Source organism: Streptomyces sp. NPDC001393, from assembly GCF_053597455.1.
Window position 1 is genome coordinate 116,575 of the sequence record NZ_JBSFIH010000009.1, and the last position, 25,205, is coordinate 141,779.

At 72.6% G+C, this 25,205-nt stretch carries 22 protein-coding genes and 1 pseudogene; 10 read left to right on the forward strand and 13 right to left on the reverse strand.

Features of this window, described 5'->3' with window-relative positions; translation table 11 throughout:
• Nucleotides 1–2: 2 nt before the first annotated feature.
• The gene (locus ACWC2T_RS13490; protein ID WP_450670596.1) at nucleotides 3–1,208 is read left to right on the forward strand and encodes a glycosyltransferase; all 1,206 of its coding nucleotides are present in this window, start codon (nucleotides 3–5) and stop codon (nucleotides 1,206–1,208) included.
• Nucleotides 1,209–1,214: 6 nt separating this feature from the next.
• On the opposite strand, the gene ACWC2T_RS13495 is transcribed toward ACWC2T_RS13490, so the two are convergent.
• Nucleotides 1,215–2,537, reverse strand: a complete 1,323-nt coding sequence (locus ACWC2T_RS13495) for a TerD family protein (protein ID WP_450670597.1) — start codon at nucleotides 2,535–2,537, stop codon at nucleotides 1,215–1,217.
• Nucleotides 2,538–2,829: 292 nt separating this feature from the next.
• On the opposite strand from ACWC2T_RS13495, the gene ACWC2T_RS13500 reads away from it, so the two are divergent.
• The 5 genes from ACWC2T_RS13500 (at nucleotide 2,830) to ACWC2T_RS13520 (ending at nucleotide 8,033) form a co-directional block, all read left to right on the forward strand.
• On the forward strand, nucleotides 2,830–3,261 hold the full coding sequence (locus ACWC2T_RS13500) for a DUF6643 family protein (RefSeq protein ID WP_450670511.1): 432 nt from the start codon (nucleotides 2,830–2,832) through the stop codon (nucleotides 3,259–3,261).
• Nucleotides 3,262–3,305: 44 nt separating this feature from the next.
• Nucleotides 3,306–4,130: an MOSC domain-containing protein gene (locus ACWC2T_RS13505; protein ID WP_450670512.1), complete on the forward strand. Its 825-nt coding sequence runs from the start codon at nucleotides 3,306–3,308 to the stop codon at nucleotides 4,128–4,130.
• A 184-nt stretch (nucleotides 4,131–4,314) separates the two neighbouring features.
• On the forward strand, nucleotides 4,315–4,920 hold the full coding sequence (locus ACWC2T_RS13510) for an Rv1733c family protein (RefSeq protein ID WP_450670513.1): 606 nt from the start codon (nucleotides 4,315–4,317) through the stop codon (nucleotides 4,918–4,920).
• Nucleotides 4,921–5,152: 232 nt separating this feature from the next.
• Nucleotides 5,153–7,591 (forward strand): right-handed parallel beta-helix repeat-containing protein, encoded by a 2,439-nt coding sequence (locus ACWC2T_RS13515; protein ID WP_450670514.1) that lies wholly within the window; start codon nucleotides 5,153–5,155, stop codon nucleotides 7,589–7,591.
• 49 nt (nucleotides 7,592–7,640) lie between these two features.
• Entirely contained in the window at nucleotides 7,641–8,033 is a 393-nt protein-coding gene (locus ACWC2T_RS13520; RefSeq protein WP_450670515.1) for a VOC family protein, read from the forward strand.
• Between the two features lie 7 nt (nucleotides 8,034–8,040).
• On the opposite strand, the pseudogene ACWC2T_RS13525 reads toward ACWC2T_RS13520, so the two are convergent.
• Nucleotides 8,041–10,249: pseudogene (locus tag ACWC2T_RS13525) on the reverse strand (hypothetical protein).
• 404 nt (nucleotides 10,250–10,653) lie between these two features.
• On the opposite strand from ACWC2T_RS13525, the gene ACWC2T_RS13530 reads away from it, so the two are divergent.
• Complete coding sequence (locus tag ACWC2T_RS13530; RefSeq protein ID WP_055705365.1) at nucleotides 10,654–11,484, forward strand: DeoR/GlpR family DNA-binding transcription regulator; 831 nt, start codon at nucleotides 10,654–10,656, stop codon at nucleotides 11,482–11,484.
• 67 nt (nucleotides 11,485–11,551) lie between these two features.
• Nucleotides 11,552–12,025: an SRPBCC family protein gene (locus tag ACWC2T_RS13535; RefSeq protein WP_450670516.1), complete on the forward strand. Its 474-nt coding sequence runs from the start codon at nucleotides 11,552–11,554 to the stop codon at nucleotides 12,023–12,025.
• Here the strand turns inward: ACWC2T_RS13535 and ACWC2T_RS13540 are convergent, their stop codons facing one another.
• From ACWC2T_RS13540 to ACWC2T_RS13575, 8 genes are all read right to left on the reverse strand, one after another.
• Nucleotides 12,026–12,817 (reverse strand): enoyl-CoA hydratase/isomerase family protein, encoded by a 792-nt coding sequence (locus tag ACWC2T_RS13540; protein ID WP_450670517.1) that lies wholly within the window; start codon nucleotides 12,815–12,817, stop codon nucleotides 12,026–12,028. It lies immediately after the preceding gene.
• A complete protein-coding gene (locus ACWC2T_RS13545) occupies nucleotides 12,814–14,079 on the reverse strand; it encodes a cytochrome P450 (protein ID WP_450670518.1) in 1,266 nt (421 codons plus the stop codon). Before ACWC2T_RS13545 ends, ACWC2T_RS13540 begins: the two co-directional genes overlap by 4 nt.
• A gap of 126 nt (nucleotides 14,080–14,205) precedes the next feature.
• The gene (locus tag ACWC2T_RS13550) at nucleotides 14,206–15,510 is read right to left on the reverse strand and encodes a cytochrome P450 (RefSeq protein WP_450670598.1); all 1,305 of its coding nucleotides are present in this window, start codon (nucleotides 15,508–15,510) and stop codon (nucleotides 14,206–14,208) included.
• A 110-nt stretch (nucleotides 15,511–15,620) separates the two neighbouring features.
• The gene (locus tag ACWC2T_RS13555) at nucleotides 15,621–16,223 is read right to left on the reverse strand and encodes a GTP-binding protein (RefSeq protein ID WP_450670519.1); all 603 of its coding nucleotides are present in this window, start codon (nucleotides 16,221–16,223) and stop codon (nucleotides 15,621–15,623) included.
• Nucleotides 16,198–16,572 (reverse strand): DUF742 domain-containing protein, encoded by a 375-nt coding sequence (locus ACWC2T_RS13560; protein ID WP_351205475.1) that lies wholly within the window; start codon nucleotides 16,570–16,572, stop codon nucleotides 16,198–16,200. The genes ACWC2T_RS13555 and ACWC2T_RS13560 overlap by 26 nt, the downstream gene beginning before the upstream one ends.
• Nucleotides 16,569–16,970, reverse strand: a complete 402-nt coding sequence (locus tag ACWC2T_RS13565; RefSeq protein WP_323376296.1) for a roadblock/LC7 domain-containing protein — start codon at nucleotides 16,968–16,970, stop codon at nucleotides 16,569–16,571. Before ACWC2T_RS13565 ends, ACWC2T_RS13560 begins: the two co-directional genes overlap by 4 nt.
• Nucleotides 16,967–18,178 (reverse strand): ATP-binding protein, encoded by a 1,212-nt coding sequence (locus tag ACWC2T_RS13570; RefSeq protein ID WP_450670520.1) that lies wholly within the window; start codon nucleotides 18,176–18,178, stop codon nucleotides 16,967–16,969. Before ACWC2T_RS13570 ends, ACWC2T_RS13565 begins: the two co-directional genes overlap by 4 nt.
• Nucleotides 18,179–18,412: 234 nt before the next feature.
• Nucleotides 18,413–19,537 carry a PLP-dependent cysteine synthase family protein gene (locus ACWC2T_RS13575; protein ID WP_450670521.1) on the reverse strand — a complete coding sequence of 375 codons (1,125 nt, stop codon included), beginning with the start codon at nucleotides 19,535–19,537 and terminating at the stop codon, nucleotides 18,413–18,415.
• Between the two features lie 350 nt (nucleotides 19,538–19,887).
• On the opposite strand from ACWC2T_RS13575, the gene ACWC2T_RS13580 reads away from it, so the two are divergent.
• Nucleotides 19,888–20,211, forward strand: coding sequence for a hypothetical protein (locus ACWC2T_RS13580; RefSeq protein ID WP_450670522.1), 324 nt, complete (start codon nucleotides 19,888–19,890; stop codon nucleotides 20,209–20,211).
• A 254-nt stretch (nucleotides 20,212–20,465) separates the two neighbouring features.
• Nucleotides 20,466–21,119 carry an ATP-binding protein gene (locus ACWC2T_RS13585; RefSeq protein ID WP_450670523.1) on the forward strand — a complete coding sequence of 218 codons (654 nt, stop codon included), beginning with the start codon at nucleotides 20,466–20,468 and terminating at the stop codon, nucleotides 21,117–21,119.
• 325 nt (nucleotides 21,120–21,444) lie between these two features.
• On the opposite strand, the gene ACWC2T_RS13590 is transcribed toward ACWC2T_RS13585, so the two are convergent.
• Genes ACWC2T_RS13590 through ACWC2T_RS13600 form a run of 3 tightly spaced genes read right to left on the reverse strand, consistent with a single transcriptional unit; the run spans nucleotide 21,445 to nucleotide 25,036 of the window.
• A complete protein-coding gene (locus ACWC2T_RS13590; protein WP_450670524.1) occupies nucleotides 21,445–24,006 on the reverse strand; it encodes an ABC transporter permease in 2,562 nt (853 codons plus the stop codon).
• Nucleotides 24,003–24,749, reverse strand: a complete 747-nt coding sequence (locus tag ACWC2T_RS13595; RefSeq protein WP_450670525.1) for an ABC transporter ATP-binding protein — start codon at nucleotides 24,747–24,749, stop codon at nucleotides 24,003–24,005. The genes ACWC2T_RS13590 and ACWC2T_RS13595 overlap by 4 nt, the downstream gene beginning before the upstream one ends.
• The gene (locus tag ACWC2T_RS13600; protein ID WP_450670526.1) at nucleotides 24,746–25,036 is read right to left on the reverse strand and encodes an SHOCT domain-containing protein; all 291 of its coding nucleotides are present in this window, start codon (nucleotides 25,034–25,036) and stop codon (nucleotides 24,746–24,748) included. Before ACWC2T_RS13600 ends, ACWC2T_RS13595 begins: the two co-directional genes overlap by 4 nt.
• Nucleotides 25,037–25,205 lie beyond the last annotated feature (169 nt).

Consider the following 25,205-nt stretch of genomic DNA (forward strand, 5'->3'; position numbering starts at 1 on the left):
CGGTGGGGCAGACTGCGGGCGTGAGCGCCCTGCTGTGGATCACCGTCGTGTCGCTGGCCGCGTGGTGCTGGCTGCTGCTGTGCCAGGGCTTCTTCTGGCGCACGGACGTCCGGCTGCCGCCGCGCCGGGAACCGGACGCATGGCCGTCGGTCTGTGTGGTCGTACCGGCCCGGGACGAGGCAGCGGTGCTGCCCGCGAGCCTGCCGTCGTTGCTGGCGCAGGAATATCCGGGGCGGGCGGAGGTCTTCGTCGTCGACGACGGGAGCACCGACGGCACCGGGGAACTGGCCCGTGAGCTGTCCCGGCGGCACGGCGGGCTGCCGCTGACCGTGAGCTCGCCGGGTGAACCGCCGGCGGGCTGGACGGGCAAGCTGTGGGCGGTCCGGCACGGCATCGGCCTGGCACGCGCGCGCGATCCCGAATACCTGCTCCTGACGGACGCGGACATCGCGCACGCGCCGGACAGCCTGCGCGCGCTGGTGGCGGCGACCCACGCCGGGGGCTTCGACGTCGTGTCGCAGATGGCACGGCTGCGGGTGGAGAGCGTGTGGGAGCGGCTGGTGGTCCCGGCGTTCGTCTACTTCTTCGCGCAGCTGTATCCCTTCCGGTGGATCGGCCGGAAGGGATCGCGAACCGCCGCGGCGGCGGGCGGCTGTGTCCTGCTGCGCGCCTCGATGGCCGAGAAGGCCCGCATCCCGGACGGCATCCGGCACGCCGTCATCGACGACGTGGCGCTCGCCCGCGCGGTGAAGGGCACCGGCGGGCACGTCTGGCTGGGACTGGCCGACCGGGTGGACAGCGTGCGGCCGTATCCGCGGCTGCACGACCTGTGGCGGATGGTCTCGCGCAGCGCCTACGCCCAGTTGCGGCACAACCCGCTGCTGCTCCTCGGCACGGTCGCCGGGCTGGCGCTGGTGTACCTGGTGCCGCCCGCCGCGGTGGTCGTCGGAGCGGCGGGCGCCGGTACGGCGACGGCGGTCCTCGGCGCTCTGGCGTGGTCGGTGATGGCGGGAACGTACGTGCCGATGCTGCGCTACTACCGGCAGCCGCTGTGGCTCGCTCCGCTGCTGCCGTTCACCGCGTCCCTCTATCTGCTGATGACGGTCGACTCGGCCGTGCAGCACTATCGGGGGCGCGGTGCCGCCTGGAAGGGCCGGACGTACGCGCGCCCCGATGCCGTGCCCGACGCCGTGCCCGACGAGGGCTGAGCCCGGTCACTTGCGGCCGGGCGTCCAGTTCATGCCCCATCCGTAGGCGCGGTCTATGGTCCGCTGCGGGCTCACTCCGCGCTCCGGCACCAGATACCGCGCCTCGCGCTGCACCAGGAGATCGCCGCCGGTGTTGCTGATCAGGGCGAGCGCGCACACCGTGGACGGCACGGTGCACTCGTCGAGCGAGAAGTCGATCGGGGCGCCGTGCTGCGGCTGGAGGGTGACGGTGGCGTGCAGGTCGGCGAAGGAGTCCGCGCCTTCGTAGATGGTGACGAAGACGAGGATGCGCCGGAAGTCCTGCGTGTGGTCCAGGTTGATCGTGAGGTTCTCGCCGCTCGCCACGGCGCCGGTGCGGTCGTCGCCGTCGAGGTGGATGTACGGCGGCCGGTGCAGCGAACCGAAGGCGTTGCCGAGAGCCTGTACGACCCCTTTACGGCCGTCGGCGAGTTCGTACAGGGCGCACAGGTCGAGGTCGATCTCTCCTCGCCCTGCTCCCCACCGGCTTCCCCAGCCGGAAAGCTGCCTGCGCATCTGCCAGTTGAGGTTGACCCGCATGGCGCCGGAGGTGCCGCCCTGCTTGGCGAGCGAGACGGAGGGTGCCGCCTTCGTGAGGGTGACCTTGGACAGGCGAACGGGCCGGGGCGCCGGAGGGGTCCCGGGCGCGGACGGCATGGCCGCGGGCCAGGCGGGCCCGGACGCGGGCGGCATGGTCGGGGGCGGCGCGGTCGGGCGTGGCGGTGCGGGGGCCGGGGCGGAGGGCGGGGGCGGGGTCACCGGGCGCGGTGCGGCGGGCGGTGCGGCGTGCTGGGGTTCGTCCACGGTGATGCCGAAGTCCGTGGCCAGACCCTCGAGTCCGCTGCCGTAGCCCTGGCCGACGGCGCGGAACTTCCAGCCGCCCTGACGACGGTAGAACTCGCCGAGCACGAAGGCCGTCTCCACGGTCGCGCCGGTGCTGTCGAAGCGGGCCACCACCTGGCCGCTCGCGGCGTCGGTCACCTCGATGTAGAGGCCGGGGACCTGCCCGAAGGTCCCGCCGTCGGCGGAGGCGGCGAGGACGATCCGCTCGATCGCGCCCTCCACGCGCGCGAGGTCGACGAAGAGGGTGTCGGCGACGCCCGCGCCGGCCGTCGTCTTGCCCTCGTGGCGCACCGCGCCGGAGGGATGGGCGGGCTGGTTGTAGAAGACGAAGTCGTCGTCGGAGCGGACCTTCCCGGTGGCGAGCAGCAGCGCGGAGGCGTCCGCGTCGGGCACGCCGGGTCCGCAGCGCCAGCCCAGCTCGACGCGCAGCGCCGTGGTCGGTACCGGCGTGTTCGACCCCTTCAGCATGGACATGCCCGCCCCCATTCGTGTCGGCTTCCGTGCACCCTCGGTCGTCCGGGTCATCCCTACCCGCACAACCTGTCCTCCGGTACGGCGAACCCCGTGACCGGCGCAGGAAGATCACCGGCCAACTGCCGGTAACCCCGCAGGAACTCGCTCTTTACACGATTAAAGCGCGGTCCGACGTCCCTTTTTGCCAAGTTCGCTCGGATTGGGGATCCCCAGTCACTGCGGGCACGGAAAACAACCCTCTTATCGGTCTCCCCAACGAGCACATCGTGGGCTTAACTTATGTGCCATGACCTCCCCCCGCTCCACTTATGGTGGCGGCTACTACTCCGCCTCCTTCCCGGACACCCCGATCTACGACTCGCTCGTCGCCGAGCGCGGTACCCCGCAGATCGCCCCGATCCGGGTCCCCGCCGCCTACGACACGGGCAGCAGCCTGCCCGCTCTGCCGTCGGCCCTGCCCGCCCTCCCGGCGGCACCCTCCCCGCAGGCGCCGGCCTACGGCTACCCGCAGGCGCCGCAGCCCGCTCCGCTGCAGCAGGCGCCCACGGCGTACATCCCGCAGCAGGCCGCCGCCCCGCGGGGCTACCCCGGCCCGCAGGCCCCGCAGCAGCAGCGCCCGATGGGCACGGGTTACGAGGCCATGCGCCCGGCCGCCCCGCGTCCCGCGCCGGCTCCCTACCAGGACCCGTACAACAACCAGCAGTACCGCGGCTACTGACCGGCACACCGGTCGATGTCGGTGCCTGCTGGCACCATGACGGCATGGGACATGCCGTACTGCAGTCGATCCACGTCCATCCGGTCAAGGCGTTCCGGGGTCACGCACCCCGGGAGGCTGTGGTGGAGCCCTGGGGCCTGGCCGGAGACCGGCGCTGGACGCTGATCGACGACGGGGGAAAGGTCGTCACACAGCGCGAACAGCCGCGCCTCGCGCTGGCCGCCGCCGAGCCCGGAGCCGGCGGCAGCGTTCGTCTGTCCGCGCCGGGCCGGGCTCCCTTGACGGTGTCCGTGCCCGAGCCGGGCGGAACGGTGCCGGTGAACATCTTCGGCACGAAGGTCGACGCGGTCCCGGCCGCCGAGGCCGCGCATGCCTGGTGCAGCGCCTATCTGCGGGCCGCCGTCCGCCTGGTCCACATGGACGATCCGGCCACCCGCCGCCCCGTCGATCCCGAGTACGCCCTGCCCGGCGAGACGGTCAGCTTCGCCGACGGCTACCCCCTGCTGGTCGCCACCACGGCCTCCCTGGACGCCCTGAACTCCCTGATCGCCGAGGGCCCGCACGCCGGCGAGGGCCCGCTGCCCATGAACCGCTTCCGGCCGAACGTCGTCGTCGCCGGCACCGAGGCGTGGGCCGAGGACCACTGGTCGCGGATCTGCCTGGGCGAGGTGGTCTTCCGTGTCGCGAAGGCGAGCGGACGCTGTGTCGTCACCACCACCGACCAGGACACCGCCCTACGCGGCCGGGAGCCCCTGCGCACCCTGGCACGTCACCGCAGGGTCGGATCGAGGCTGATCTTCGGCCAGAACCTCGTGCCCCTCTCGCGCGGCACGATCAGGGTCGGGGACCCGGTGCGGGTGCTGGACTAGCGCGCGACAAACGCGCGGCCGGCAGGGAACCGGAGGCGGGTCCCGGTCGTTGGGAGGGTGAGAGATTCATGAGAAGCCGCGTGCGTGACCGTCCGCGGTGGACGTGATGTCGCTCTCTCTTGCTCCGGGCTGCGAATGCGCCACCGCGCCGGGGGTTATGACGGAGCGGAAGGGGGTGGGGGAGATGCAGGCCATCACTGGTCTGTGGCGCTGGCGGCACAATCCGCTGCGCCGCGCAACCGATCTGGCCGAGGCATGGGTGGCCCTCGTCGCCATGGTGCTGATCGCCCTGGCCGCACCCGTGGTCGGCTGCCTGGTCGGCACCGCCGCCCAGGACTCGCTCCAGCGGTCCGTGCGCGAACAGCGGCACACGCGCCACCTCGTCACGGCCACAGTCGTGCGTGACCTGGTCGAGGCCCCGCTGGAGACCGACCCCGACACCACGGCGGCGCGCGAGTCCCGCAACCGCGTTCTCGCGGCCTGGACCGCGCCGGACGGCACCCTCCAGCACGGCCCGGCCCTGGCGAACCTCAAGTCCCCGCGCCCGGGCGACCACTTCGGACTCTGGACGGACCCGCACGGCCGAATAACGACCCGCCCGCTGGACTCCCCCACCGCCACCACACACGCCGTACTCGCCGGGATCGGCGCGGCCCTGCTGATCACGGGCCTGGTCGAAGGCGGCAGGCGGCTGGCCGTGTGGCGCATGGTCCGCAGCCGGTACGCCCGCTGGGACCAGGCATGGGACCGGGCGGGCCCGGACTGGGGCAAGGCGGGCACCGGCTGCTGACGGCCTTGCGGCTCTGGTCAGTCCACCGTGCACGCACACGCTACGGTGGACCGGCCGAAGCGCTTTCGGCGACAACCCGCGGGTGAGCGAACCGCAGGGGCCCGCGCAGGTTTTCGGGAGCGCGAACGCGCACCAGCCCCAGGGGCTGAGCGCGGTCGCGCTCCCGGCACCGGCGGCAGGTCCCCCGAGGGAGCGAGCCACAGGTACGACGAGGTGGGGGCACAGCAACGCCATGGCACAGGGCACGGTCCAGGTGACGCACACCGGTACGTCGCGGTGGCGGCGCCGCACAGGCGAGTACGCCTCGCTCGCCGCCGCCCTGGAGGCCGCCGCCGACGGCGACGTCCTCACCATCGCCCCGGGCACCTACCGGGAAAACCTCGTGGTCCAGCGGGCAGTGACGCTCCGTGGCCCCGAGGGCTCCCCCGGCTCGGTGCGGATCGCGCCCGTGGACGGTGTGCCGCTCACCGTGCGCGCCTCCGCCGTGGTGCAGGACCTGCACGTGGAGGGACAGGACGCGGCGTCGCCCGCACTACTGGTCGAGGACGGCACGCCCGAGCTGATGGACGTACGGATCGTGACCCGGTCCGCCGCGGGCATCGAGGTGCGCGGCGGCGCCCGCCCGACCGTGCGCCGGTGCACCGTCGACAACCCGGCCGGCATCGGCATCGCCGTACTCGACGGCGGCAGCGGGGTGTTCGAGGAGTGCGAGGTCGTCGCCGCCGGGCAGGCCGGCGTGGCGGTCCGCGGCGGTGCGCATCCGCGCCTGGAGCGCTGCCGGGTGCACCACGCGTCGGGCACCGGGGTGACCGTGACCGGCGAGAACTCCGCGCTGGAGGCGGTGGGTTGTGAGATCTACGAGGTCCGCGGCTCCGGCGTGCAGGTCACCCAGCGGGCGACGGCGCAGCTGACCGACTGCGATGTGCACCGCACCACCGCCGACGGCGTCACGCTGGACACCGACGCGGTGCTCACGCTCGCCGACTGCCACCTCCACGACATCCCGGAGAACGCGGTCGACCTGCGCTCCCGTTCGGTGCTCACGCTGACCCGGACGACGGTCCGTCAGTTCGGCCGCAACGGCCTGTCGGTGTGGGATCCGGGGACCCGGGTGGACGCCCACCAGTGCGAGATCTTCGACAGCACCGGCGACTATCCGGCGGTGTGGGTCAGCGACGGCGCCACCGCCGTCCTCGACTCCTGCCGTGTGCACGACGTGCCGGACGCCCTGTTCGTACTGGACCGCGGTTCGCGCGCGGACGTCGTGGACAGCGATCTGTCCCAGGTGCGCAACACGGCGGTGTCGGTGAGCGACGGGGCGACCGCGCAGCTCGACGACTGCCGGATCCGGGAGGCGGCGACCGGCGCGTGGTTCCGCGACCACGGCAGCGGCGGCACGCTGAACAACTGCACCCTGGACGGCACCCAGACCGGTGTGATCGTCACCAAGGGCGCCGACCCGACCATCGAGCGCTGTACGGTCGACGCCCCCGCCGAGGCGGGCTTCTACGTCTCGGCGGGCGGCCGTGGCAGCTTCCTGAACTGCCGGGTCAGCGGCAGCGCCGGTTACGGCTTCCACGTGATCGACGGCTGCCGGGCGACACTGCGCAAGTGCCGTACGGAGCGCTGCGCACGCGGCGGTTACGAGTTCGCGGACGCGGGCCCCGACGCCGCGTCCGGGACGGGTCCGGTGGTGGAGGACTGCACCAGCGACGAGAGCGGCGGCATGCGGCCGCCCGCGGTCCGGGAGACCGCCGTCCAGACGGTGTCGCACTCCCCCGGGCTGCTCGGCTCGATCCCCGGGCAGCGCAGCACCGAGCAGGAGCCGCTGATCGCCGCCGCCGAGCCGGCGCAACCGGTGCGGACGTCGAAGGACGCGCTCGGTGAACTCGACGCGCTGGTGGGCCTGGAGAGCGTCAAGCGCGAGGTGCGGGCGCTGACCGACATGATCGAGGTGGGCCGGCGCCGGCAGCAGGCGGGCCTGAAGGCGGCCTCGGTCAAACGGCACCTGGTCTTCACCGGCTCGCCGGGCACGGGCAAGACGACGGTGGCCCGCCTCTACGGCGAGATCCTCGCCTCGCTCGGCGTGCTGGAGAAGGGGCACCTGGTGGAGGTGTCCCGGGTCGACCTGGTCGGCGAACACATCGGTTCCACGGCGATCCGCACCCAGGAGGCGTTCGAGAAGGCGCGCGGGGGTGTGCTGTTCATCGACGAGGCGTATGCGCTCTCCCCCCAGGACGCCGGACGTGACTTCGGCAAGGAGGCCATCGACACGCTGGTGAAGCTGATGGAGGACCACCGGGACGCGGTGGTGGTGATCGTCGCCGGCTACACGGCGGAGATGGAGCGCTTCCTGTCCGTCAACCCCGGTGTCGCCTCCCGCTTCTCCCGCACCATCACCTTCGGCGACTACGGCCCCGAGGAGCTGCTGCGGATCGTGGAACAGCAGGCCGACGAGCACGAGTACCGGCTGACGCCGGGCGCGTCCGAGGCGCTGCTGAAGTACTTCACGGCCATCCCGAAGGGCCCGGCGTTCGGCAACGGCCGCACCGCCCGCCAGACCTTCGAGGCGATGGTGGAGCGGCACGCGGGCCGCGTCGCCCAGCTGGCGGACCCCAGCACCGACGATCTGACCCTGCTGTACGCGGAGGACCTTCCGGAGCTGTCCTGAGCATCCGCTCGCACACACGTGCCGCACACACTTGATGGAGGATTCGGTCATGAAGGCGCTGGCGACGCTCGCCCGGCTCTACGTGGACGACCTGGACGAGGCGCTGCCCGCACTGCGCGCGCTGACGGGCCACGACGTCCGCACCCGGTTCTCGCACGGTGGGGTGGAGGTCGCGAGCATCGGCGGCTTCCTGGTCGTCGCGGGGGACGAGCAGGCTCTCGCCCCGTTCCGTGATGTGCAGAGCACGGTGCTCGTGGACGACCTGGACGGGCTGCAGGCGCTCCTGGCGGCCCATGGCGGGAAGATCGTCGACGGCCCGAACGAGGTGCCCACGGGCCGCAACGCGACCGTCCGGCATGCGGGCGGAGTCGTCATCGAGTACGTCGAGCACTCGGCCCAGGTCCTGTCGCAGGGCAGGCGGGAATGTGACGACCGGACCTAGCCAGGCCTCACCGCGGGTCCCGGCGTTCCGGTCGCGGTCCGGGAAGCTCCGGGCGCAGTCGGCGCAGCAGGCGGGCGCGTACCCGGGCGAAGACGGGGTCCGCCTGGTAGTCGGAGTGGCCGAGGATGGGCGCCGGGAGGGGATGCTCGGGCGTGCGGCCGTAGGCGAGCGGGTCCTGCAGCGGACCGTGGTCGACCTCGGGCGTGGCGTCGTCCGGGACGTGGACGGGCCCGCCGATGGGGTCGGTGCTGCGGTAGAGGTTGCCCCAGCCGGCGACGTCGCGGTGCAGGGCGGCGAGCGCGGGCGGTCCGAAGTGGGCCGGGAACCAGCGGCCGTACAGGCGTTCCAGCGGGGAGCCGTAGGTCAGCAGCGCGATCCGGCCGCGGACGGACGGCGGCAGCTGCCAGGCGGCGGCCGCGGCCAGCACGCTGCCCTGGGAGTGGCCGGAGAGGACCAGGCGGCCCCCGGTGCGCCGGGTCCAGGTGGCCGTGCGCCAGGTCAGGTCCGGCACCGCGCGCTCGGCGTAGCAGGGCGGTGCGAAGGGGTGCGCGGCGCGCGGCCAGAAGGTTCCGACGTCCCAGAGGATGCCGATGGTGCGCCGCGCCGAGGCGTCCTTGTAGGCGCGCCTGCCCCAGGTCACGAAGAGCACGAAGCCGAGACCGACCAGCCAGGAGCCCAGCGCCTGCGAGGTCTCGGCGACGGCCTGTACGGCGTCGTGGGTATGGCGGGCAGCTTGGTCGGGGGTCTTTCCGGTGGTCAGCGCGCCGGCCAGCGCCACGGCGCCGAGCAGCAGGGTGGTGGCGGTGAGCACGGCGACGACGAGGGGTGCCCGGTCGGTGAGCGTGGCCATGGCGCGGATGTGGGCGATGTCGCGGGTTCGCCCGGGATCCTCGGGTTCGCCGGGATGCTCGTGGCGGATCCGGTCGCGTTCGGCGCGGGCCAGCCGGGCGGTGCCGAGCCCGAGCCGGGCGGCGAGGAGCAGCAGGACCGTGAGGATCGGCGGGATGGTGGACGCCTGCCAGGTCAGCAGGACCGGCGGCCCGGGGAGCGCGGCGCGGGTGCCGTCGAGCCAGTCGGCGACGCGCTGGGCGACCCCGCCGGACATCACCCCGCCCAGGGCGCAGGCGAGCAGCGCGACGGCCGGTCCGCCCAGGCCCCGCATGCCGGCGCGCGGGTCGGGGCTACGGCGGTGCAGGCACCCGGCCACGACGGCGAGCGCGACGACCAGCAGCCCCTGGCCCGCCATGAGGGAGCCGAAGGCCGGGGCGCCCGGCAGGCGCCCCGCGGACCGCCAGCCGGGCCGGGCCCAGCCCGCGTAGACCACGGTGAGCAGCAGCAGGCCGAGCGCGCCGAGCGGCAGGAGGGTTACGAGGTGCCGGTCGAGCCGCTGGTCGAGACGGTTCTCGCTGCGGCCCCGGCGGCAGACGACCCCCACGGCCGTCGCTGCCCAGGCCGACAGGGCCGCGGGTGAGCAGCCGGCCGAGGATGTCCAGGGCGGCGGGGCCGTCGGGCCGGTGGTCGAAGCGGACCGCGGGGGCCGCGACGGCGGCGGCCACGGTCAGCAGGGCCGCCGCGGTGTGCGCGGCACGCAGCCGGGCCACGAGACGGCGGCCGTACCAGAAGCCGGGCCTGGTCAGCGCGCTGCCGTCGGTGTCCGGCTCGCGGTCGTGGGACATCGGCCGGTGGGACTCGTACGCGCTCCAGGTGCGGCGGGAGAGGTACCACAGCAGGGCCGTCAGCGCGGTCGGCACCAGTGCGGCAAGCGCGAGCCGGCGGCCGGGCGGGCTCCACCAGGCGTCGGGGGCGCCGGCCGCTCCGGGCGCGAGGAAGGTGAGCCAGGTGTGGCGGCGGAGGCAAGGACGGGCGCCGACGCACTGCCAGGCCACCAGGTCCAGGGCCACCTCGCAGCAGGCGGCCACCAGCAGCACGGTCAGGCTGAGGGCGGCCAGCCGTACGAGGAGCCCGTACAGGCGGACCGGGCGGTGCCGGCCGGCCGCTGCGGGGCGCATCCAGTGGGCGAGGTTGACCACCATGAACGGCAGCAGCAACAGCCACAGGGCCCGGCTGCTGTCGCCGGAGGTGAGGTTGCACCAGACGTACGCCTCCCGGACCGGCCCGTCCCCGGGTTGTCTCCCGGCCTCGGCCTCCTCGGCGCGCCGGAACACGGCGGCCGTGTCGTCGCCGGTGACCCGGACGGTGCGCGGGTCGCCGAGCATCTTCTCGGGGGTGGTCCCGCCCACCCCGTGCACCAGCAACTCCAGCTCCGCGTCCGCCCCGGCCCGGCCGTCCGGCTGCGGCTCGCTGCGGCATTCCCGTGCGCGGTCCACTGTGCTCGCACCCCCCGTGACGCACCCGAAGGACTGTGTCGACGCGGGCCTCAGGATCTCCGGTCCGGGGATGCCGCACACCTGTCGTCGCGGATTCTCACCGATCCGTGTGACGGTCGCCGGGGCGGCCGTGGCGGCCGTGGCATGTGCGCGTCGTGACAGGTGGTGGCGCAACCCGTACCGACCCGTGAAAAGATGGGACGCCCGCGCAACTCCGGCCGACCGGAATCTCCTGGTCGGGTGCGGAGTGCCGGGCGTGTCGGACGGATGGCGGCGAGAGGACCGGAGCGTACGTGAGCGAGAATCAGAACCTCCTCGCGGAGCAGCGCCGCGCCCTGATCCTGGACGAGGTCCGGCGCCGGGGTGGCGTACGGGTCAACGAACTGACCCGCAAGCTCGGCGTGTCGGACATGACCGTCCGCCGTGACCTGGACGCCCTCGCCCGCCAGGGCGTGCTGGAGAAGGTGCACGGCGGCGCGGTTCCGGTGGTCGAGGCCAGCACGCACGAGCCCGGCTTCGAGGCGAAGTCGGGTCTGGAGCTGACTGCCAAGGAGGACATCGCGCGCGCCGCCGCCAAGCTGGTCACCCCGGGCACGGCGATCGCCCTGTCCGGCGGTACGACCACGTACGCGCTCGCCCAGCAGCTGCTGGAGGTGCCCGACCTGACCGTGGTGACGAACTCGGTGCGGGTCGCCGACGTCTTTCACGCCGCCCAGCGCACCTCAGGCCAGCGGCAGGGCGCGGCCACGGTGGTGCTGACCGGCGGCGTGCGCACCCCGTCGGACTCGCTGGTGGGACCGGTGGCCGACCAGGCGATCGCCGCCCTCCACTTCGATCTGCTCTTCCTCGGGGTGCACGGCATATCGGTCGAGGCCGGTCTGTCCACGCCGAACCTCGCCGAGGCGGAGACGAACCGGCGGCTGGTGCACTCCGCGCGCCGGGTGGTGGTGGTCGCCGACCACACCAAGTGGGGCACGGTGGGCCTGAGTTCCTTCGCCGCGCTGGAGCAGGTGGACACGCTGGTGACCGATGCGGGCCTGCCCGCCGAGGCACGCGCGGAGATCTCCGAGCACCTGCGGGTGGTGGTGGCGGGCGAGCCCGGGGAAGACGACGCAGACATCTGATGGTCCGTCAGCTATGGTGGCCGCCCGGTCGACCGCCCTGCGGAAGTGGCACAAGGGGGTTACGTCCATGGCTCGTCGTCTGCGCCCGGTGGACCTCGGCTTCGTCGGGGCCGCGCCCGTACGTCTGATCTTCGCGCGGGAGGTCTCCGCCTCCCCCGAGCAGGTCTTCCGCGCGCTCGCGGAGGACGTGCCCGGCTGGCCGCAGTGGTTCTCGGCGGTGACGCTCGCCCGGGCCACCGACGGTGGCACCGGGCGTGAGATCCGGCTCAGGGGCGGGACGCGGTTCGAGGAGACGGTGCTCGCGGCGAAGGCGCCCGAGGTGTACGCCTACCGCGTCGACGCCACCAACGCGCCGGGCCTGCGCGCCCTGGTCGAGGAGTGGCGCCTGACACCTCGGGGCACCGGCACCCGGGTGCAGTGGACCTTCGCCGCAGACGGGACGGGGCCGTTCCGGTTCGCCCTCGGGCTGGCCCGGCCGGGCCTGGGGCGCGCCTTCCGGGATGCGGTCAGCTCCTTGGACCACTACGTGGCCGGGCGCTGATCAGCCGGCGCCACGGGCGAGCTGCGACTCGGTCACGACCGCTGCCATCAGTTCCGCGTCCAGTGCGGAGACGTCGGCCAGCCGCGAGGCCGCGGACAGCGAGTTGAGCAGGGTCTTGGTGACGCGCAGGGCCGCCTGGGGGCGGCGGACGACGGGCCTGGCCCAGGCGGCGACGGACGCGTCCAGCTCGGACGCGGGGACGACCTTCTGCAGGATGGACAGGGACTGGGCCTCCGCCGCGGTGATGACCCGGCCGGTGAGGACGATCTCGCGGACGCGGGCGGCGCCGACCTCGCTGATGAGGCGGGGCAGGAGGCCGCCCCACGCGGTGGGCAGCCCGAGCGCGAGTTCGGGCAGCCGGAAGGTCGCGTCCTCGGATCCGACCCGCAGATCGCAGGCCAGCGCGAGGGCGAAGCCCGCCCCGATGGCCTTGCCGTGGACGCGCGCGATGGTGACGGCCGGGTTCGTGGTCAGGGCCTCGCAGACGCGTCGCGCCTTGGTCCCCGACAGGCGGATGCCGCCGCCCGTGGGGTCGTGGGCGAGCTGCCGGGCGGACTCGTCGCGGTCCCCGCCGAGGCAGAAGTCGTCGCCGCTTCCGGTGAGCACCAGCACCCGGACCGCCGGGTCCTGGTGCTGCAGGACCGCCAGCAGGTCGTCCAGCAGGGCGTCGGTGACGGTGTTGCCCTGCTCGGGGTTGTCCAGCTCGACGGTGAGGACCGGCCCCTCCCGGTGGGTCCGCAGGGTCCGCCGTACGGCGCCGGCCGGGAGGGTCGTCAGGGGGAGGGCGGTCATGTCGTCACTTTCAGGGAGGTGATGCGCCGGAAGACCATCCGGTTGGCATAGGTCGGGCCCGCGGTCGGCCGCAGGGTGGGGAATCGTTCCAGCAGGTGGGTGAGCAGAAGGCGGGCCTCCAGCCGGGCCAGGCCCGAGCCGAGGCAGTAGTGGACGCCGCCGCCGAAGGTGAGGTGGGCGCCCTTGCGGCGGATGTCGAAGAGGTGGGGGTCCGGGTTGCGGCGCGGGTCGTGGTTGGCGGCGCCGTACAGGACGTGGACGGTGGTGTCCTTGGCGATGGGAACACCGGCGAGGACGGTGTCGTCGGCGGCGAAGCGGGAGTTGAGGTGGATCGGCGGGTCGTAGCGCAGCGCCTCGTCGATCGCGTCGTCCATGTGCTCGGGGTGCCGGCGCAGCCAGTCGGCCCGGGCGGGGTCCTGGGTCAGGAACCACACCGCGTTGGTCAGCAGGGTCGCGGTGGTCTCCAGGGAGGCGATGGTGAGGAACATCGTCAGGTCGTACAGCATCTGGTCGGCCGCCGCGCGGTCGTCGGGGTACTCCGCGTCCCAGTAGCGGATCCAGCCGCTGAGGACGTCGTCGCCGGGGTGGGCGCGCCGGTGGGCGACGAGACCGGTGAAGTAGGCCCGCATCTCCTCGGTGGCCTGTGCCGATACGGCCAGTTCGCTCTTGGTGGGGATCAGTTCCTGGGCGTGCACCTGCCGGTGGGTGAAGTCCAGGATGTGTGGGTAGTCCCCGGCCGGGATGGCGAGCCAGTGGCCGACGGTGTGGACGGGCAGCTGGTCGCCGACCGTGGTGACGAAGTCGGCCTCGCCGTCGGCGCGCAGCGTTGCCTCGAGACGGTCCAGGAGGTCGGTGACATGGGCGGCGATCCGGGGCTGCATGGCCTCGAGGGTGCCGCGGTCGAAGAGGTTGCCCAGGGCGCGGCGCCGGAAGGTGTGCTCCGGCGGGTTGAGGCGGGACAGCGTCCGTGTCATCTCCTGGGTCGCCGGGTCCTGCCAGCGCGCCATGTCGGGCCGGCGCTGCTGCCAGGCGAAGTCCGGCACGAGCCAGTTCCGTTCGCGCAGGATCTGGTTGCAGGCATCGAATCCGGTCACGAAGTACCCGCCCCAGGGGGCGGGCACCACGTCACCCAGGGCGCGCAGTTCGTCCCAGACGGGCAGGGGGTCGGCCTGCCCCTCGGCGGAGCGGAGGCGACGGAGGAGGGGGATGACGGCTCGGCGGTCGGTGGGGGTGGTACCGCGTATGACGCCAACGGCGGTCACGCGAAGCTCCTTTGTTGCTGGGCGCTACCGTTACCGCCGGAACCTACCCTTCCTCTCGTGCGAGTCATGCGCCCGACAATGTTGCTCCCGTCACATGCCGCACATGAGACGACCACAACTCACGCATCACACCCGGAAGATGTCCAGGAAGGTGCTCCAGAAGCCCTTCTTCCTGGCCGGCTCCGGTCGGGCGGCAGCGGCCGGTGCCGTCGGAACCGGCTGCTCCCCCAAGGCGGGGACGGGCCGGCTCTGCAGGGCGGAGGCGACATGGGTGGCCGGTGCCGGGCTGAAGGCCACGGGCAGCGCGACCAGCGCCCGGTGGAACGGGCCCGGCCGCCACTGAAGGTCCTTCTCGGGGACGGCCAGCGTCAGGTCGGGCAGGGCGTTGAGCAGCTTCTCGATCGCGGTGACGGCGATGACCTGCGCCGGGCCCTTGGCCGGGCAGGCGTGCGGGCCTGCACCCCAGGCCAGGTGGGCGCCCCTGCTGTGCTTGCGGCGGGCCTCGGCCAGCGCGGGGTCGGTGTTGGCGGCGGCGAAGCTGATGACGACCGGCGTGCCCGCCTCGGCGACCACTCCCCCGAGGTCCACGTCCTGGACCGGGTAGTGGGTGGCGTAGTTGGCGATGGGCGTCTGGTTCCACAGCACGTGATCGATCGCCTCCTCGATCAGCAGCCCGGAGTCGCCTCCGCCTGCGTCGGGCGACAGCAGCAGGAGCAGGGCGTTGCCGATCAGGTTGCGCTCGGGTTCCACGCCGGCGCCCATCAGCATGACCAGCTGGTCCTTGAGCTCCTCGTCGGTCAGCCCCGCGGGGTGCTGGATCAGCCAGGAGGTGACGTCGTCGCCGGGCTGCCGGCGCTTGAGGGCGATCAGCTGCATGAGGCAGGCAGTGAGCTCCTCGTTGGCGCGCAGGGCGTCCTTGCCGTCGAAGATCGCCGACATGGCGCTGGTGAGGGTGTCACCGATGTCCGCCGGGCAGCCGAAGAGCTTGTTGAACAGCAGCAGCGGCAGCAGTTTGGCGTAGTCGTTGAGGAGGTCGGCCCGGCCGCGCTCGCTGAACCGGTCGATGAGGTAACCGGCGATGGGCTCGACGTCCCGGCGGATCCGGGTGATGTTGAGCCGGGCCAGGCTGTCCGTGACGGCCTTGCGCAGCCTGAGGTGCACGGCGCCGTCGGTGAACAGGCAGTTGGGCCGGTACGCCATCATCGGCAGGACCGGATGGTCCAGCGGTATGTGCCCTTCGTTCAGCGCCGTCCAGCGGCGGGAGTCACGGGCGAAGAGCGTGGTGTTCTGCAGCACGCGCAGGGCCGTCTCGTGCCCGACGACCAGCGTGGCGTCGACACCGGGTGCGAGTTCGACCGGTCCGGCCGGACCGTGGGCGCGCAACCGGTCGTAGACCTGGTGGGGGTCGGCGGCGAACGCGGCGTCGTGCATGGGGCATCTGGTGCCGGCGGGGGCGGGGACTGACTGGCGGTCCATGGGGTTCCTTCTGCTGGCTCCGGGCCGGTGGTCCGGGGGGGAGACGGTCCGGGCGGGTGGTCGGGTCAGGCGGCTCGGGTGAGCAGGTGTCGGACGAGCGCGATCAACGCGTGGGCGGAGGACTGCCGGTCGCGGGCGTCGCAGTAGACGACGGGGGTGTCCGGCAGCAGATCGAGGGCCTCGCGCACCTCGGCCTCCTCGTAGACCGTGCCCGGGTCGAACCCGTTGACCGCGATGGCGTACTCGAGGCCGTACCGCTCGACGAGGTCGATGACGGGGAAGGTCTCCTCCAGCCGGGCCGGGTCGACCAGGAGCAGGGCGCCCAGCGCGCCGCGGGCCATGTCCTCCCACAACTGCATGAAACGCTGCTGTCCCGGGGTGCCGAACAGGTACAGCACGAGGTCGTCGCTGAGCGTCAGACGGCCGAAGTCCAGGGCCACCGTGGTCGTGGACTTGTCCGTCACGCCCCTGAGGTCGTCCACGTGGAGGGACGCCTGGGTCATCTTCTCCTCGGTGCGCAGCGGGGTGATCTCCGACAGCGAGCCGATGAAGGTCGTCTTGCCCACGGCGAAATGCCCGACGACCAGGATCTTGGCAGCGTTGGTCACCGCGCTGGAGACGTAGATGGATCCCGGGGCCGTCTCAGCCGATGAGGGATTGGAGTCCATTCAGAACCTTCTCGAGGGTCGCTCTGTCAACGTTCTGAGCCCGGGGCGGCTCGGCGCGGCGCAGGAGGTGGCCCTGCTCGAATAAATCGGTCAGCAGCAGCCGGGCCACCCCCACCGGCAGGCCCACGTGGCCCGCGACCTCGGCGACCGACAGGTAGCCGCCCGCGCACAGCTGCCAGATCGCCATCACCTCGGGGCCGGCCCCCAGCGGAGGGGTCCGCTCGGGAGCCAGGGTGACGAGGGTGTGCAGCGCCAGGTCGTCCGCGGCCGGCAGGGTCCGGCCGCCGGTGATGACATAGGAGCGGACGAACTCGCTGGTGACGGAGGCCTCCTCGCCGGGCGTGGTCATACCCCGGCACCGTTCTCCGAGCGCGGTGCCACACTCATCGCCTTGCTCAGTGCGGCCACCGTCTTCTGCATGCGGAAGGACATGGCCTCCATGTCGACGTCCAGCGCGGCCGAGACGGCCAGGTACGAGCCCTGGCCGGCGGCGATCAGGAAGATCCAGCCGCCGTCGTACTCCAGCAGCGTCTGCTTCCAGATGCCGTGCCCCGCTCCCACGAACCCCGCGACGGCGCGGCTCAGCGACTGCATCGAGCTCATCGCGGCGGCGTTCGTCTCGGCGTCGTCGCGTGCGATGTCGTCCGAACGCTGCAGCAGCAGGCCGTCTCCCGAGACGAGGATCGCGTGCCGGGCTCCGCGTACCTCGAGCACGTCGTTCAGCACCCAGGACAGGTCGATCTTCACTGGTTGTCAGGTCCTTCCGTGGTGTTCGTGGTCCGCCCGAGGTGGGTTCCGCGTGCGAACGCCCCGATCCGCGACGCCGTCACCTCGCTGGCCGGCTCGAAAGTCCCTTCCTGGTCTGCGGTGTCGGGGGCCGGGACCACGGTGACGGGGCCGCTGCGCCGGCGGCGTTTGGGCAGACCTCCCGAGGTCGTTCCCACCACGTGCGAAGGGCCCACGACGGGGACCGGGGCCAGCCGCTGGGGCGCGGCCTCCTGGGCCACGGCGTCCTGATCGCCCTGGGCGCCGGCCCCCGGGGAGGGAGTGTCGGCCGAGAGGAGACTTTCGGGCACACGAATCACTGCACGCACTCCGCCGTAGGGGGACACGGAGCCGACGGAGACGGCGAAGCCGTAGCGGGCGGCGAGCATGCCGCACACGGCGAAGCCGAACCGCGGCGGATCGCCGAGACCGGTGATGTCGACGGGACCGTCCACGGACAGCAGAGCCGCCGCCCGGTCCTTGGTCTCCTGGTCCATGCCCAGTCCGGCGTCGTCGACGATGAAGCACACACCGGTCGGTACGGCCTGGATGTTGACCTCGACCGGCGTTCCGGGCGCGCTGTAGGTCGTCGCGTTGTCCAGCAGTTCGGCCAGTACGACGGCCACCGGCTCGACCGCCTTGCCGAGGAGGGAGACGTTGACCTGCGAGTGGACGCCGACCCGGTCGAAGTCCTTGATCCTGCCCTGGGCGCTGCGGGCGACGTCGTAGACGGTGGCGGCGCCCTCACGCCGGCCCAGCCATCCGCCGCAGAGCACGGAGATGCCCTTGGCGCGGCGGCCGAACTGGCTGCCGGTGTGGTCGACCGTCATCAGGTCGGCCAGCACCTCCGTGGTGTCGCCGTACTTCCTCAGCAGGCTGTCCAGGAGGACCTGCTGTTCCTCGGCGAGCGACTGGAGCGTTCCCATCGCGGACTTCAGCACCGCCTTGGTCGACGCCTCGGCGTCGGCGCGCACGTCCGCGAGGTCACGCTGATGCTGTGCGGTCAGCGCGGCGATGTGCGTGTGCAGCTGACCGACGTCACCGCGGGCCGCCCCCAGTCCTGCCTCGAGTTCCTTTCTCGTTCTTCGGAGAGCCATGTTGGTTCTCCGGGCGCGCATCACTGCGACGACCGCAGCGACGAGCACCACCAGCAAGATCCACAGCAGTGGATCCGTGGTCAATGACGTCATGAGACTCTCTTCAAGTCGCATCGCGCCAGGAGCGTACGAGCGCGATGGTGCCTTTGAGACTGTCCCCCCGTTGACGCGTTCTTGGCACGCCGTCAGCCCACCGAAAAGTGGGATGATCTTATCAGTCACACAGGCACAACCGGCTTGCCCAGAACCCCAATTGAGACGTCACCAAACCCTCACAACCGCGTCACCCGCCCGTTGGGCACCGGCCGCGGAACGGGCCGGGCGGGCTCAGTCCGGCCACACCCCCGTCGTCAGCAGGGTCTCGATCGCCGCTGTGTACGGCGCGATGTCCAGGCCCTGCTCGGCCAGCCAGGCGTCGGAGTAGTACTTGTCGAGGTAGCGGTCGCCCGGGTCGCAGAGCAGGGTGACGACGCTCCCCCGGCGGCCCTCGGCCACCATCTCGGAGACGATCTTCAACGCGCTCCACAGCCCGGTCCCGGTGGAGCCGCCCGCCTTGCGGCCGATGGCCCGCTCCAGGGCGCGTACGGCGGCGACGCTGGCCGCGTCCGGGACCTTCATCATCCGGTCGATCGCCCCGGGCACGAAGCTGGGCTCCATGCGCGGCCGGCCGATGCCCTCGATCCGGGAACCGCAGTCGCAGGTGACGTCCGGATCGCCGGAGGTCCAGCCCTCGAAGAAGCAGGAGTTGTCCGGGTCGGCGACGCAGATACGGGTGTCGTACTGCATGTAGTGGACATAGCGCGCGAGGGTCGCGGAGGTGCCGCCGGTGCCGGCGGTGGCGACGATCCAGGCCGGCTCCGGGAAGCGCTCCAACTCCAGCTGCCGGAAGATCGATTCGGCGATGTTGTTGTTGCCGCGCCAGTCGGTGGCCCGCTCGGCGTAGGTGAACTGGTCCATGTAGTGGCCGCCGGTCTCCACCGCCAGACGGGCGGACTCCTCGTACATCTTCCGGGAGTCGTCCACGAAGTGGCACTGTCCGCCGTGGAACTCGATGAGGCGGCACTTCTCGGCGCTGGTCGTGCGCGGCATGACCGCGATGAAGGGCACGCCGATCAGCTTGGCGAAGTAGGCCTCGGAGACGGCGGTGGAGCCGCTGGAGGCCTCGATGACCGGGCGGCCGGGGCGGATCCAGCCATTGCAGAGGCCGTAGAGGAAGAGCGAGCGGGCGAGGCGGTGCTTGAGGCTTCCGGTGGGGTGCGTCGACTCGTCCTTGAGGTAGAGGTCGATGCCCCAGTGCTCGGGGAGGGGGAAGCGCAGCAGGTGCGTGTCCGCCGACCGGTTGGCGTCGGCCTGGACCTTGCGGACGGCCTCTTTCAGCCAGTCGCGGTAGTCGGCGTCACTGCGGTCGACGTCGAGGGTGGCGCCGGTCCGGGTCTGGTGGGTGGTGCTCACGGCGGTGCTCCTTAGGCTGGGCGCCGACGACGCCTCGCGCGGCCGGCAAGTCGAGCATAGGCATCTTTCACACCGCTTCCCACCTGCATAAACGCATCTTTGAGCCACCCAAAGCCGCTCTGGGGCACAAGGCTGCGCGGCATTCGGGGGCGCATTGGCGGGAGTGCTCCGGACGGCTGCCGCGGGCGTCCCGCGTGTACTGGTGTTCCCGGCCGCATCGGGGCAGACTGCACGCGACGGGGCGATCGTCCCGGATGCGAGCGCACACGGCATCGGGCGCGGGCGCACAACGGATCGGACGCGGGCGCACACTGGATCGCGGAAGCACACGGGCAAGGGGGCGGTCGACGATGGCGGAGCCGGAGTTCACAGCCACGGGAGTGCGGATCGGCAAGCGGCTGCGTTCGCTCACCCGGGCCGGTCAGGTCCGGATCAACGACGGCAGGCTGGAGTTGCTCACCAGCTACGGCAGCGAGATCGACAGTGCCCCGGTGCAGGCGGTGCGCGCGTCCCGGCCGTGGTTCCGGCCGGACGACAAGGCGCTGGCCGATCTCAACGGCAAGCGGTACCTGCTGACGCTGGGCGAGCACGACCCCGCTCCGGGCGAACCGGGTCCGCCCGCCGCGCGGCGGTTCATCGAGGCGGTGCGCCGGGCCGCCGGACGCCGCGGCTGACCGCCGTACGGCCGCCGGCCGGGGAACAGGCCGGTCGCGTTACTCCGAGCAGCGGTCCGTCGCGGCGAGTTGCGGTACCGCATCCGCTGCGTCACGCTGGTCTCACGTCACTCTGGGTTTACCGGCGATAACGCTGCGAACCAGCCCGCCGGCCACGACAGCAGGCGGACGTTTGGACGCAAGCACCCTGCTGGATCCGTTGTTCTCCGTGTTCTTCCGGTCCCTTCGGACCTCTACATCGGGGAGTCGCAGCCGTGATCAGTCACCCAAGCAGGCACTGCACGGTGGAGCTCCAAGCCCTGCCGTCGCGGATCGGCCAGGTCCGCAGAATCGTATCTGCGCAGTTGCGCTACTGGCACATGGACGCGTTGACAGACCGGGCCGCGCTCGGTGTGACGGAGCTGCTCAGCAACGTCCACCGGCATGCCAGACCCGACAAGTCGTGCACGGTCGAGCTGGAGCTGGCTCCGGACCGACTGACGGTCTCGGTGCGCGACAACGACCCACGGCTTCCGGTGCCGGCCGACGTCGCGGACCTGCCGGACGGTGGCCCGCTGGCCACCTGCGGGCGGGGGCTGGCGATGGTGGCGGCGGTGAGCGAGAGCTGGGGTGCGCGGCCGGACGGCGAGAACGGCAAGGTCGTCTGGTTCACGCTGTCCGCACCCGCGGCAGTACGACCTGGGCCGACCCGTGCCCCGCGCCGCTCCGCCGAGGTACGGCCCGCACCGGAGCCGGTCCGCGTCGGCACGGCGGCCAAGGCACCGGTGGGGAGTCCTGTCGGGGCCGGGGTCACCCTGACCGCCGAAGCGCCCGTTGCGGCGGCGCCGATGGCGAGCGCGACGACCGTGGCGAGCGCGTCCGCCGCTCCCGGCACCCAGGCTCCCGCCCGGTCAACCGTTCCCGGCTGACCGGGCGGTGACCCTGCCCGCGCCGGGGGCGACGATGACTCGCCCACCGGCGCAGGCAGGGTGCGGGGCGCTGGTGCCGGCCGCGGTGGGGTCGCTCCCCCGGCACTGGCCGGGTGCCGCTGCGCCCACCTGTGCCGCCCCAGCGGCACAACTGCCCGCAGCGGCGGCAGAACCTGGCAGCCGACGGCACTGCAGCGCCCCAACGGGGCGCGGGGCTGTATCGATATGCGGCTCCGCCGCGTGGGCGCGACCAGCCCCTACGTACCCGCACCCGCGAACGGTCTGCACCCGCCCACCGGGTAGGCGCCCGGCCAACGCGACGCAGTCACTCCGTCGCGATGGCCCGCAGGACGTCCAGCCGCGCCGCACGCGCGGCCGGGCGGAGGCCCGCCAGGGCACCGGCGGTGAGGCCGACGAGGGCGACGACCGTGAGGCGCGCGGGCGGGAGGGCGAAGGCGAACGCGGTGTCGCTCGCGCCGTCGGAGGCCTTCACCAGCACCCAGCCCAGGAAGGCACCGAGCCCGAGGCCGCCGGCCGTGCCGAACGCGGCGACCAGGACCGACTCCCAGCGGACCATGGCCCGCAGCTGGGCGCGGGTCTGGCCGACGGCCCGCAGCAGGCCGAGTTCCCGGGTGCGTTCGTGCACCGCGAGGGTCAGCGTGTTGGCGATGCCGAGCAGGGCGATGACCACGGCGAGGGCGAGCAGCGCGTAGACGAGGGTGAGCATCATGTCGATGCCGCCCGCCGACGACTGCGCGTACTCGTGCCGGGTCTGCACGGACGGGTTGCCGTACTCTGCGACGACCTTCCGCACCGCCGCCTTGCCCGCGTCGGCGCTCACCCCGTGCCTGAAGGTGACGGCGATCAGGGTGTCCGCGTCCTGGGTGCGGTGCGGGGCCCAGGCTGCACGGGTGATGACGTAGTCGCCGGCGAGTTCCGACTGGCCGTACACGGCACGGACGGTGAAGTCCTCCGTCTTTCCGTCGGTGAAGGTCAGCCGGGCCGTGCCGCCGGTGCGCAGGTGCTGCCGGTCGGCCTCCTTGCGGGTGATGGCGATGCCATCGGTGCCGAGGTCCCGCAGGGAGCCGGTGACCGTGCCGAGGTCGAAGGTGCGGGCCAGCGCGGCCGGGTCGGTGACGGTCAACGCCCTGCCGCTGCCGTCGACTTCGGCGACCCCGCGGCCGAGTCCGACGGCCGTGTCCACCTGGGGCAGCCGTTGGAGTGCGGGGGCCAGCCGGGGGCTGAGTCCGCTGCCGCCCGCGCCGAAGGACGGGCTGCTGACGGCCACGTCGCCGGCGAAGGACCGGGACACCGTCCGGTCCATCGTGGCCTTCAGCGAGGCGCCGAAGACGGTGAACAGCGACACCACGGCCACGCCGATCATCAGCGCGCTCGCGGTGGCCGCGGTCCGCTTCGGGCTGCGCAGGGCGTTGCGCCGGGCGAGGGAGCCGGTGACCCCGCGCAGCCGGTCCAGGGGCCCGCCGAGCAGCCGTACGGCCGTGGTGGCGGCGACCGGGCCGAGGACGACGAACGCCACCAGGGCGAGCAGCGCGCCGACGCCCGCCAGCCACACGGACGGGGAGACGAGGACGCCGGTCAGGGTCGTGGCGAGCGCCAGCGCGCCGAGGCCGCTCCCGGCGATCCCCCGGATGCGGGACGCACCGGAGGCGTCGACGGCCGTCTCGCGCAGGGCGGCGAGCGGCGCCGTCCGTCCGGCGCGCCGGGCCGGCAGGAGCGCGGAGCCCAGGCAGACCACGATCCCCACCGCGAGCGGCAGCACCATCGACAGCGTCTTGATGACCAGGTCGCCGTCGGGGAACGGGAATCCGATCGCCGGGAACAGCGCCTGGAGGCCCGCGGCGATGCCGATGCCGCCCGCGAGTCCGGTGAGGGAGGCGGTGACCGCGACGAGGCAGGCCTCAGTGAGGGCGGCGGCGGTCACCTGGCGACGGGCCGCGCCGAGGGCACGCAACAGGGCGTTCTCCCGGGTGCGTTGGGCCACCACGATGGCGAACGTGTTGTGGATGGAGAAGGTGGCGACGAGGAGGGCGACGCCGGAGAACACGAGCAGGAAGGTGGTGAAGATGGTCAGGAACTGGCTGGAGATCATGTCGGTGTTCTCCTGCGCCGACTGCTGACCGGTGATGGCCTCGACTCCCTTGGGCAGCACGGGGGTCAGCCGCCGGACCAGGTCCTGCTGGCTGACGCCGGGTTCGGCCCGCACCGCGATGGACGCCGCCTGGCCGGGCCGCGCGGTGAGGTACTTCTCGGCGTCGGCCCGGGTCATGCCGGTGTACGTCACCTGGGCCATGCCGTCCTGACCGCCGAAGGTGGCGAGCCCGACGACGGTGACCTTCACGGGGTCCGGGGTGCGCAGGGTCGTGGTGTCACCGATCTTCAGACCGCCCTTCTTCGCGGCACCCCGGTTGACCACGACCTCGCCCGACCCGGCCGGGGCCCGGCCTTCGGCGAGCCGGTACGGGTTGAGGTGCGGGTCGGTGATCCAGTTGCCGGCGATGGTGGGCGGTCCCTGGCCGCCGACCGGTTTGCCGTCGGAGCCGACGAGCTGCCCGGCGCCTTGGATGTCCGGGGCCGCCGCGGCCACGCCGGGGATCCGCTCGACGGTCTTGACCAGCGAGATGTCCACGGGCCGCCGTACGCCCTGGGCCTGGCCCGGTGTGGTGATGGCGTCGGCGCCGCGTACGACGGCGTCCGTGCCGCTGGTGGCCTCGCCGAACATGCTGCCGAAGCTCGCGCGCAACGTGTCGCCCATGACGAGCGTGCCGGTGAGGAAGGCGACCCCGAGGAAGACGGCGAGGAAGGTGCCCGCGAACCGGCGCCGGTGGGCGCGCAGCGACGTGAGGCTGAGCCGGAGCGAGGCGTTCATGACCGCACCTCGAAGGCTTTCATGCGGTCCAGGACGCGGTCCGCGGTCGGCGACTCCATCCGGTCGACCAGCCGTCCGTCGGCGAGGAAGAGCACCTCGTCGGCGTGTGCGGCGGCCACCGGGTCGTGCGTGACCATCACGACCGTACGGTCCATCTGCCGTACGGCACGGCCGAGGAGGCCGAGGACCTCCGTGCCGGAGCGGGAGTCGAGGTTTCCGGTCGGCTCGTCGGCGAAGACCACGTCGGGCCGCCCGGCGAACGCCCGGGCCACGGCGACGCGTTGCTGCTGGCCGCCGGAGAGCTCCGAGGGACGGTGGTGCAGCCGGTTGCGCAGGCCGACGACGTCGACGAGCGCATCGATCCAGTCCCGGTCGCCGCGCCGCCCCGCCAGGTCCAGGGGCAGGGTGATGTTCTCCGCGACCGTCAGCGTCGGCACCAGGTTGAACGCCTGGAACACGAAGCCGACCCGGTCGCGGCGCAGCAGGGTAAGGCGCCGGTCGTCCAGCGCGCCGAGTTCGGTGTCGCCGATCCAGGCGGCGCCGGAGGTGAGTGTGTCGAGGCCGGCCGCGCAGTGCATGAGGGTGGACTTGCCGGAGCCCGAGGGACCCATGATCGCCGTGAAGCGTCCGGCGGGAAAGGAGACGTCGACGCCGTCCAGGGCGCGTACGGCGGTGTCGCCACCGCCGTACACCTTCACCGCGTCCACCACACGGGCCGCGGCCCGCAGCGCGGTCGTGGTCATGCCGTGCCTCCCTTGCCCGCGCGGCCGAAGTGCTCCTCCAGGACGGACTGGCGGCGCCAGTACTCGTCCTCGTCGATCTCGCCGGCGGCGAAGCGGCGGCCGAGGACCGCGAGCGGCGAGTCGCCCGCCGGGCGTGAGCCGTCCATGTGCCGCCAGGGGCCGCCGCGTCCGCGCAGGCCCGTGCGGCGCAGGAAGGTGACGGCGCCGACCACCACGGCCGCCCAGATCAGCGGGAAGAACAGGATCCACGGGCCGGGTCCGCCGTCCCAGTTCGCCAGGGTCTGCATCTCGGGTCATCTCCGTTGTTCGTCTCGGTCTTCGGGGATGCCACGAGACTCCCTCCGACAGGGGGTCCGGGTCGTCGTGCGGGCGGCGGCAGTGCGCGTACCTCCACGGGAGTACGGGTGGGCCGCGCCGCTGCTTCCGCGGGACTGGCGTTCTGTAACTACTAGTATG

Excerpts from the sequence above, each read along its gene's own strand:
- ACWC2T_RS13495 (WP_450670597.1), bottom strand. The coding sequence starts at position 2,537 with ATGCTGAAGGGGTCGAACACGCCGGTACCGACCACGGCGCTGCGCGTC.
- ACWC2T_RS13500 (WP_450670511.1), top strand. The coding sequence starts at position 2,830 with ATGACCTCCCCCCGCTCCACTTATGGTGGCGGCTACTACTCCGCCTCC.
- ACWC2T_RS13505 (WP_450670512.1), top strand. The coding sequence starts at position 3,306 with ATGGGACATGCCGTACTGCAGTCGATCCACGTCCATCCGGTCAAGGCG.
- ACWC2T_RS13510 (WP_450670513.1), top strand. The coding sequence starts at position 4,315 with ATGCAGGCCATCACTGGTCTGTGGCGCTGGCGGCACAATCCGCTGCGC.
- ACWC2T_RS13515 (WP_450670514.1), top strand. The coding sequence starts at position 5,153 with ATGGCACAGGGCACGGTCCAGGTGACGCACACCGGTACGTCGCGGTGG.
- ACWC2T_RS13520 (WP_450670515.1), top strand. The coding sequence starts at position 7,641 with ATGAAGGCGCTGGCGACGCTCGCCCGGCTCTACGTGGACGACCTGGAC.
- ACWC2T_RS13535 (WP_450670516.1), top strand. The coding sequence starts at position 11,552 with ATGGCTCGTCGTCTGCGCCCGGTGGACCTCGGCTTCGTCGGGGCCGCG.
- ACWC2T_RS13540 (WP_450670517.1), bottom strand. The coding sequence starts at position 12,817 with ATGACCGCCCTCCCCCTGACGACCCTCCCGGCCGGCGCCGTACGGCGG.
- ACWC2T_RS13550 (WP_450670598.1), bottom strand. The coding sequence starts at position 15,510 with ATGCACGACGCCGCGTTCGCCGCCGACCCCCACCAGGTCTACGACCGG.
- ACWC2T_RS13555 (WP_450670519.1), bottom strand. The coding sequence starts at position 16,223 with ATGGACTCCAATCCCTCATCGGCTGAGACGGCCCCGGGATCCATCTAC.
- ACWC2T_RS13560 (WP_351205475.1), bottom strand. The coding sequence starts at position 16,572 with ATGACCACGCCCGGCGAGGAGGCCTCCGTCACCAGCGAGTTCGTCCGC.
- ACWC2T_RS13570 (WP_450670520.1), bottom strand. The coding sequence starts at position 18,178 with ATGACGTCATTGACCACGGATCCACTGCTGTGGATCTTGCTGGTGGTG.
- ACWC2T_RS13580 (WP_450670522.1), top strand. The coding sequence starts at position 19,888 with ATGGCGGAGCCGGAGTTCACAGCCACGGGAGTGCGGATCGGCAAGCGG.
- ACWC2T_RS13590 (WP_450670524.1), bottom strand. The coding sequence starts at position 24,006 with ATGAACGCCTCGCTCCGGCTCAGCCTCACGTCGCTGCGCGCCCACCGG.
- ACWC2T_RS13595 (WP_450670525.1), bottom strand. The coding sequence starts at position 24,749 with ATGACCACGACCGCGCTGCGGGCCGCGGCCCGTGTGGTGGACGCGGTG.
- ACWC2T_RS13600 (WP_450670526.1), bottom strand. The coding sequence starts at position 25,036 with ATGCAGACCCTGGCGAACTGGGACGGCGGACCCGGCCCGTGGATCCTG.